The organism is Atopobium sp. oral taxon 810 str. F0209, from assembly GCF_000466405.1.
In the GTDB taxonomy this organism is placed as follows: Bacteria; Actinomycetota; Coriobacteriia; order Coriobacteriales; family Atopobiaceae; genus Olegusella.
In genome coordinates this window covers 1-6,609 of sequence record NZ_KE952956.1, presented here as the reverse complement: position 1 = coordinate 6,609, position 6,609 = coordinate 1, and the positions used below count along the sequence as shown (strand labels likewise).

Below are 6,609 nucleotides of genomic sequence, written 5' to 3'. Positions count from 1 at the left end.
TTTTCTGAAACAGAACGTGGCGTTTGACACATAGGGCTGCTCCAACTGAAAGAATAGGTGGCGTTTGGCAAGCAGGACCCCACTGGATGAAACAGAATATGGCGTTTGGCATGTAGAACCGCTCCAACTGAAAGAATCCGTGGCTTTTGACGGGCAGTGCGAGCAAGCAGAGCTACAACCATCACATCAGCACGCACTGGGCAACCCATCCTCGCTCTTATGGGCGATGGGGCGCCACTTAGGGTTTACAGACTTCAAAAAACCCGCTAGCGCAGTTCATCCAGCGCTAGCGGGTCATTCGTACATCTGTAAAGCAAGTGCTTACTCAGCTGCGGGCTCCTCAGCAGCAACGGTAGCAGACTCTGCCTCTTTAGCGGCAGCGGCGGCCTTCTTGGCAGCCTCAGCCTCGGCTTTTTTGGCGTACTCTGCAGCGCGCTTGGCCTTCTCGGCAGCCTTTGCCTCCTTGGCAGCCTTTGCAGCGGCGGCAGCTTCGGCAGCCTGTGCAGCCTTTGCAGCCTTGGCTTCCTGCGCACGCTTAAGCTGTTGTGCAGCAGCACCACCGAACTTGTCAGAGAAGCGCTGGACACGTCCGCCGGTATCAACAAGCTTCTGCTGGCCGGTGTAGAACGGGTGGCACTTATCGCAGAGGTCGACAGTCATCTCGCTTTTGGTAGCGCGAGTCTTCCAGGTATTGCCGCAGGTGCAACGTACAATGCACTCCACGTACTCGGGATGGATTCCTTGCTTCATGACAACTCCTAACGTAGGCCTGGTTTCCGACCAGGCGAGTGGTGGGCGCTTATCCAAACATAACCAACCGTTTGTGACAAGCTTTGCGATAATAACACGTGTTAAGCAAAAACGCCAAGCACAGTCCAGGAGACTCACATGTTTCTCGCAGTTGACATAGGAAATACCCAAACAACCCTTGGTTTAATCGCCGACGATGAGACTTTGCTACGACAATGGCGCATGGCGACCTCGCGCACAGATACTGCCGACTCACTCCATGCTCGCCTGTATGGTTACTTTCATATGCTGGGTTACAAGCTCCAAGACATCAACGACGTAGCAATTGCGGGGGTCGTGCCTACACTTACTCAGTCGTGGATCTATTTGGCAAAAGAAATTTCAGGAGCTACGCCACTGGTAATAGATGCCTCGCGCGACTGCGGAATTGAAGTTGCCCTCCCCGACCCGAGTCAAGTCGGAGCCGACCGCATTGCAAATGCGGTAGCCGCAAAGACTAGCTATGGCGCACCCGTCATTGTGGTCGACTTTGGCACAGCAACCAATATCGATGTGGTTGACGCCAATGGTCGCTTCCGCGGCGGAGCCATCATGCCTGGCCTGCAGCTATCGGCAGCCGCGCTTTTTGAACGAGCAGCAAAGTTGTCAAACGTACCGCTTATTGCTCCCGCCCATGCCCTAGGCAACAGCACCGAAACTGCCGTGCAGTCAGGCATTGTTATCGGCGCAGCAGTCCAAGCAGAAGGCATTGTGCGCCGCATACAAGCGGAACTTTGTGCTGAGTGGTCACAGGCACATGACGGTGCCACTATGCCACGCTGCACCATCGTAGGTACAGGCGGGCTTTCTTCCGTTGTAGCCGAAGCGACCGATATTTTTGATGTGGTCGATCCTGACATTACTATTCGTGGCATTAGGCAAATTTGGCTGCACCGTGCAGAAAAACGCGCAAATCGAACTTAAGACCATACTCACAATCATATAAAGATTAAAGCCCAGCAATGGCTCAACTGCTGGGCTTTTCTTGTCAAGCAAACCGCCACAAACACACGGTTCTGCTTATTTCCAATCTAGGGGTCCAAGCTCGGCAGTAACGTGACCAATGCGCTGCTCGGATTCTGCCACCTCAACACCTGCATGCGTCAAGAAGCGTACGGGATCATGCATCAGATCTTCCATGGGCACTAATACATAATCACGCTCGCCTAAGTGTGGATGCGGCAAAGTCAAACGTTTGCCTGCATGAGTCTCGCCCTCAACCCAAACAAGATCACAGTCAATCGTACGCGGACCGTGACCCGAAGTTTTGGGATCACGAATACGTCCAAGCTTATTTTCAATCTCTGACAGATGGCTCAACAGCACTAAGGGATGCAACTCGGTGCGAATCTCGGCCACCGCATTTGCAACAGGCGTTGCAATGCCATATGCAGGTTCAGTCTCGTAAGCAGAGCTCACGGCGACAACGCAGGTCATCGGGATCTTATCGATAAGCTGTACTGCTTGGGACAGATATCCTACACGGTCACCTACGTTTGAGCCCAAAGAGACAAAGCCTTGACGTGCATCAGGCTTTGCCATTGCCCAATATGCATTAACTGCCTCCGCCATCTGGGCCACATCGTGCACGCGCAAAATACGCGCTCCAGCCTGAATGCCCCAGATACAAAAGCCCATAGCCGCAGCTTTATCTGCTTGAGATCCCGTAACTGAAGTAGAAAAATCTCCCTCATATACTGATTGAAGCAATGGATAACCCAATGACATGAGCTTTTTTGCATTACGCTGCACTACGACATCTTCGTCAGGAGTTTTGTTTTGCCCTAATCCTGGATCAAAACAAATACGATCACGCGAAACGCCAGCACGTAGCAACATACGCGCCTGATCGCCTAAAAAGCCCATGATTTCGCGCATAATGGGCGCTTCTTCGGGCAGAGTAAAACGACGGTTAGATGCTACAGGACGCAAAGGCGTATGAGTCTGATCGAGTACAACTGAACGACGAGAAGAGTTCACACGGAACTCACTATCGCAAAGCACTACACAACCGCAATCACTCTCGGCAGCAATCTCAACCATCTCAGCATTGGTAAAGCCCTCAGGATCGTCAAGCACCTCTGCGCCTAGACGAATACACATCTTGGCAATCTGTGGATGACGCGTAGTAATGCATACAATAGCGCCCGTGGCGACAAGTCCGCGCACTACTGGCACTACTGCCTCACCCTCAGCGTCAATCGCTGCGCTGCGCGCACGAGCTGCGGCGGAATCTGTAGCAGGCAACTCTTCTGGCGCTGGTGCAAAGCTCACATCAAGAAGGTCGGCACCTTCATCAAGCATTGCCTTGCCAAGCGCAATTGCCTCCTCAGTTGCCAAACCGCTAGGACCCACCTCAAGCATGCCCATAATACGCGGACGTGCCAGCGAGAGTTCATGATGTCCACAACGCCAAATGGCAAAGTCCTCTCGAGCCATAGATCCTCCACTCAAGCCCGTTATAGGGCACAGCTAGCCAGTGCAATCAAAAATCAAAAGCCTTTGCGATATCACATACACAAACTAAATCCGCCATTGCATCCTGAGGAGTTGACTGCATATTGACTATCGCAAGATCATTTCCCTGGAAGTATTGTACGAGACCTGCAGCAGGATATACCACTAGGGATGTACCGCCAACAATAAGCATGTCAGCCTCAGCAATAGCCTGTGCTGCTCCATAAAGTACTGCTTGGTTAAGAGACTCACCGTAAAGCACTACATCAGGCTTAATAAGCCCACCACAATATTCGCAATGGGGCACACCTTTACTTGCCACTATCCACTCAGCTGAATAAGTCTTTCCACAGTGTTGACAAATATTTCGATGGACCGAACCGTGCAGTTCATAGACCTGATGCGAACCTGCTGCTTGGTGCAGACCGTCAATATTTTGCGTCACCACCGCTGCTAGCTTGCCCTCACGCTCGAGCTCGGCAAGCTTGAGATGCGCTTGGTTGGGACGCGCGCCAAGCGCAATCATACATGTGCGATAAAAATCATAGAACTCCTGCGTATGCTCCATGAAGAAACGATGTTCGAGCATCTCTTCGGGTGAGTAATCAAGCTTTTGGCGGTAGAGCCCATTTGGACTTCTAAAATCTGGAATACCACTTGCCGTCGAGACTCCTGCGCCACCAAAGAAAACCACGTTCCTAGCTTTACCTATGCGGTTATCGAGTTCATGCGCCGCCTCTTGAGGATCGCGAATAATTTGACCCATGATAGCCACGCTCCAGTTTCGTTTATGCTTCGCTTTTGTTAGGGCTTCTTGTCCATCCACTCTAGCACCCCTACTGCCTGCGCTAAAATCTCCTAGCGAACTAATTCGCGAATGGAGGGCATTATGGACCAGTTAACCAACACGCCCAATGAGGACTACGTACTCAAAAGTTGCACCGCGCGTCCTCGAGGCGGCGAGCATCTGCCAATAGAATCCAATGTACACGATATCGCTCTGATTTTTGAGGGTGGCGGCTTTCGTGGTTCGTATACGGCTGGCATTGCAGGTGTCCTGCTTGAGCGCGGGATTTTCTTTGACGAGGTGTGCGGCATCTCTGCAGGAGCCAGTCACACTGTTGACTACCTCAGCCGCGATATCAACCGCACGCGCCAAGCTTTTATCGATCTTGCAACTGTGCGTGAGGCAGGCGGCTTTCGCTCGGCTATGGAAGGCCATGGCTATTTCAACGCCGACTATGATTACGGCGGCTGCGTCAAAGATGGATTTTTGCCTTTTGACTGGGAGACTTTTGCCGCCAATCCCGCCAAAGCACGTCTACAGGCATTTGAGCGAGATACGGGTCGCACCGTAAGTTTTACTCGTGAGAGCATGGATACATTTGAACATATGATGATGTGCGCTCGTGCAAGTTCAACCTTGCCAGGCATGATGAAGCCCATCTCTATCAATGGGCAGGTTATGCTCGACGGCGGTATTGGTTTTGAAGCAGGGCTTCCTATGCATCTGGCTGAGATGGATGGATATGAGCGTTTCTTCTTTGTTGCAACACGTCCTGCTGGCTATCGCAAGCCTGCGCCGTCTGCTGCTATGCAGCGCCTTTATCGTAGATGGGGCGAGAGCTATCCACATCTAGGCAAGGCTCTGCTTACTCGCCACGAACGTTATAACGCCGCGCTCGACCGCTTGGAGCAGATGGAACGCAAGGGTCGTGCCTACGTCGTGCGTCCAGATACCATGCCAGTCAAATCAACGACACTGGATACCGCAGCACTCTACAATTCGTTCCAGTTGGGCTATCGCCAAGCTTTGCGGGATTATCCTCAATGGGAGGAATGGATTTTTGGGTAGGCTACACTTAATCAAGTCATTTTGTAGTCTGAATTAATTCATTTTGTAGTCCGCCTTTGGTCCGCAGATGGGATAGTACATGAGCGATACCCTCCGTGAGCTTAAGCTCGTATCTTGGAACGTTAATGGCCTGCGTGCTGTTATGAAAAAAGAGCCTAGTTTTCCTGAAATTTTTGAACAGGCATGTGCCGATGTCTTTGCTCTGCAGGAGACAAAGTTACAGGAAGGCCAGCTCAAGATAGATTTTCCAGGTTATTATCAAACTTGGAATTATGCAGAACGCAAAGGTTACTCTGGTACGGCTGTCTTTAGCCGAGAAGAACCGCGACAGGTAATTCGTGAAATCGGCTGTGAGTTTGCCGACAATGAGGGTCGCGTTTGCGCACTTGAGTTTGAAAACTACTGGTTTGTTGATGTGTATACGCCCAACTCTAAAAATGGTCTGCTTCGCTTAGATGAACGCATGGTATGGGACAAGGATTATCGCGAATTTCTTGCCCGTCTTGCAGAAGAAAAACCTGTAGTAACCTGCGGTGACTTCAATGTTGCTCATGAGGAAATCGACCTCAAAAATCCCGATGCCAATCACATGAACGCAGGCTTTTCCGATGAGGAGCGCGCAGGCTTTGGGCAGCTACTGGACGCTGGTTTTACCGACAGTTTCCGCAGCCTATATCCCGATCAGACAGATGCCTACAGCTGGTGGAGCTACCGCATGCGTGCTCGTGAACGCAATGTAGGTTGGCGTATTGACTACTTCCTTGTCAGTAATCGTGTTGCCGACCGCGTCGTGGACTCTCGCATTCTGAGTGATATCTACGGCAGTGATCATTGCCCTATTGAGCTGACCATCACGCTATAAACACCTATCGGCTACATCGTGCATCGCCACAGCTTCGCATGCCTCCGTAGTCTTACTCGTCTCCATGGCCTTGCTCACCTCCGCAGTCTCGCTTGCCTCCATAGTCTCGCTCGTCTCCGTGGTCTTGCTCGTCTCCCGTGGTCTCACTCACCTCCGGAATCTCACTCCTCTCCGCAGTCTCGCAATCCTCACACATCTGCCAGGATGGATAGTTAAAGTTTTTAGCCCCGAGGAGCCAAATTTATTCGTAATCCGACCAAAAACGCCTCCTCGGGGCGTTTTTATCACTACACGCTCTTTTGTTGGCCCAAGTTATTGCATCGTTACGCACGCCGTTATTGGCACAAGTCTTTCATCGCTACACGCGCCTTTATCGACGCGAAATAAATTTACCTGTGTATCAAATTGACTGGAATACAAAAACCACATCAGGCACTACATCACCTCAAGCACCAAGCAAGCAAAAAGGGCACTCAAACTTTTAAAACTGAGTGCCTCAACCACTTATTGGCGTATGTGGCTATTGACCTACTTCCACAGCACTCCGCATGTCAAACGCCACACTTCTTTTCACGCAAACTGCCAGAAGCCACAGTTCCTTTCAAGCAGCACGATTCTGCTTGCCAAAAGCCACGTTCTGTTTCAG

General features: G+C 51.2%; 6 protein-coding genes. 3 read left to right on the top strand and 3 right to left on the bottom strand.

The features are described 5' to 3' along the window. Positions 1 to 321: 321 nt before the first annotated feature. Positions 322 to 750, bottom strand: coding sequence for a 50S ribosomal protein L31 (rpmE, locus tag HMPREF9069_RS06585; RefSeq protein WP_021626429.1), 429 nt, complete (start codon positions 748 to 750; stop codon positions 322 to 324). A gap of 138 nt (positions 751 to 888) precedes the next feature. Between rpmE and HMPREF9069_RS06580 the strand changes: the two genes are divergently transcribed. Further along, entirely contained in the window at positions 889 to 1,713 is an 825-nt protein-coding gene (locus HMPREF9069_RS06580; RefSeq protein ID WP_021626428.1) for a type III pantothenate kinase, read from the top strand. Positions 1,714 to 1,809: 96 nt separating this feature from the next. Here the strand turns inward: HMPREF9069_RS06580 and folK are convergent, their stop codons facing one another. Both folK and HMPREF9069_RS06570 read right to left on the bottom strand, forming a co-directional pair. Then, the gene (gene folK / locus HMPREF9069_RS06575; RefSeq protein ID WP_035438721.1) at positions 1,810 to 3,228 is read right to left on the bottom strand and encodes a 2-amino-4-hydroxy-6-hydroxymethyldihydropteridine diphosphokinase; all 1,419 of its coding nucleotides are present in this window, start codon (positions 3,226 to 3,228) and stop codon (positions 1,810 to 1,812) included. A 46-nt stretch (positions 3,229 to 3,274) separates the two neighbouring features. Next, positions 3,275 to 4,012, bottom strand: coding sequence for an NAD-dependent protein deacylase (locus HMPREF9069_RS06570; protein WP_051317816.1), 738 nt, complete (start codon positions 4,010 to 4,012; stop codon positions 3,275 to 3,277). A gap of 123 nt (positions 4,013 to 4,135) precedes the next feature. Between HMPREF9069_RS06570 and HMPREF9069_RS06565 the strand changes: the two genes are divergently transcribed. Next, the gene (locus tag HMPREF9069_RS06565; protein WP_084170351.1) at positions 4,136 to 5,101 is read left to right on the top strand and encodes a patatin-like phospholipase family protein; all 966 of its coding nucleotides are present in this window, start codon (positions 4,136 to 4,138) and stop codon (positions 5,099 to 5,101) included. A 79-nt stretch (positions 5,102 to 5,180) separates the two neighbouring features. Next, positions 5,181 to 5,963 carry an exodeoxyribonuclease III gene (locus HMPREF9069_RS06560; RefSeq protein ID WP_021626424.1) on the top strand — a complete coding sequence of 261 codons (783 nt, stop codon included), beginning with the start codon at positions 5,181 to 5,183 and terminating at the stop codon, positions 5,961 to 5,963. Positions 5,964 to 6,609 lie beyond the last annotated feature (646 nt).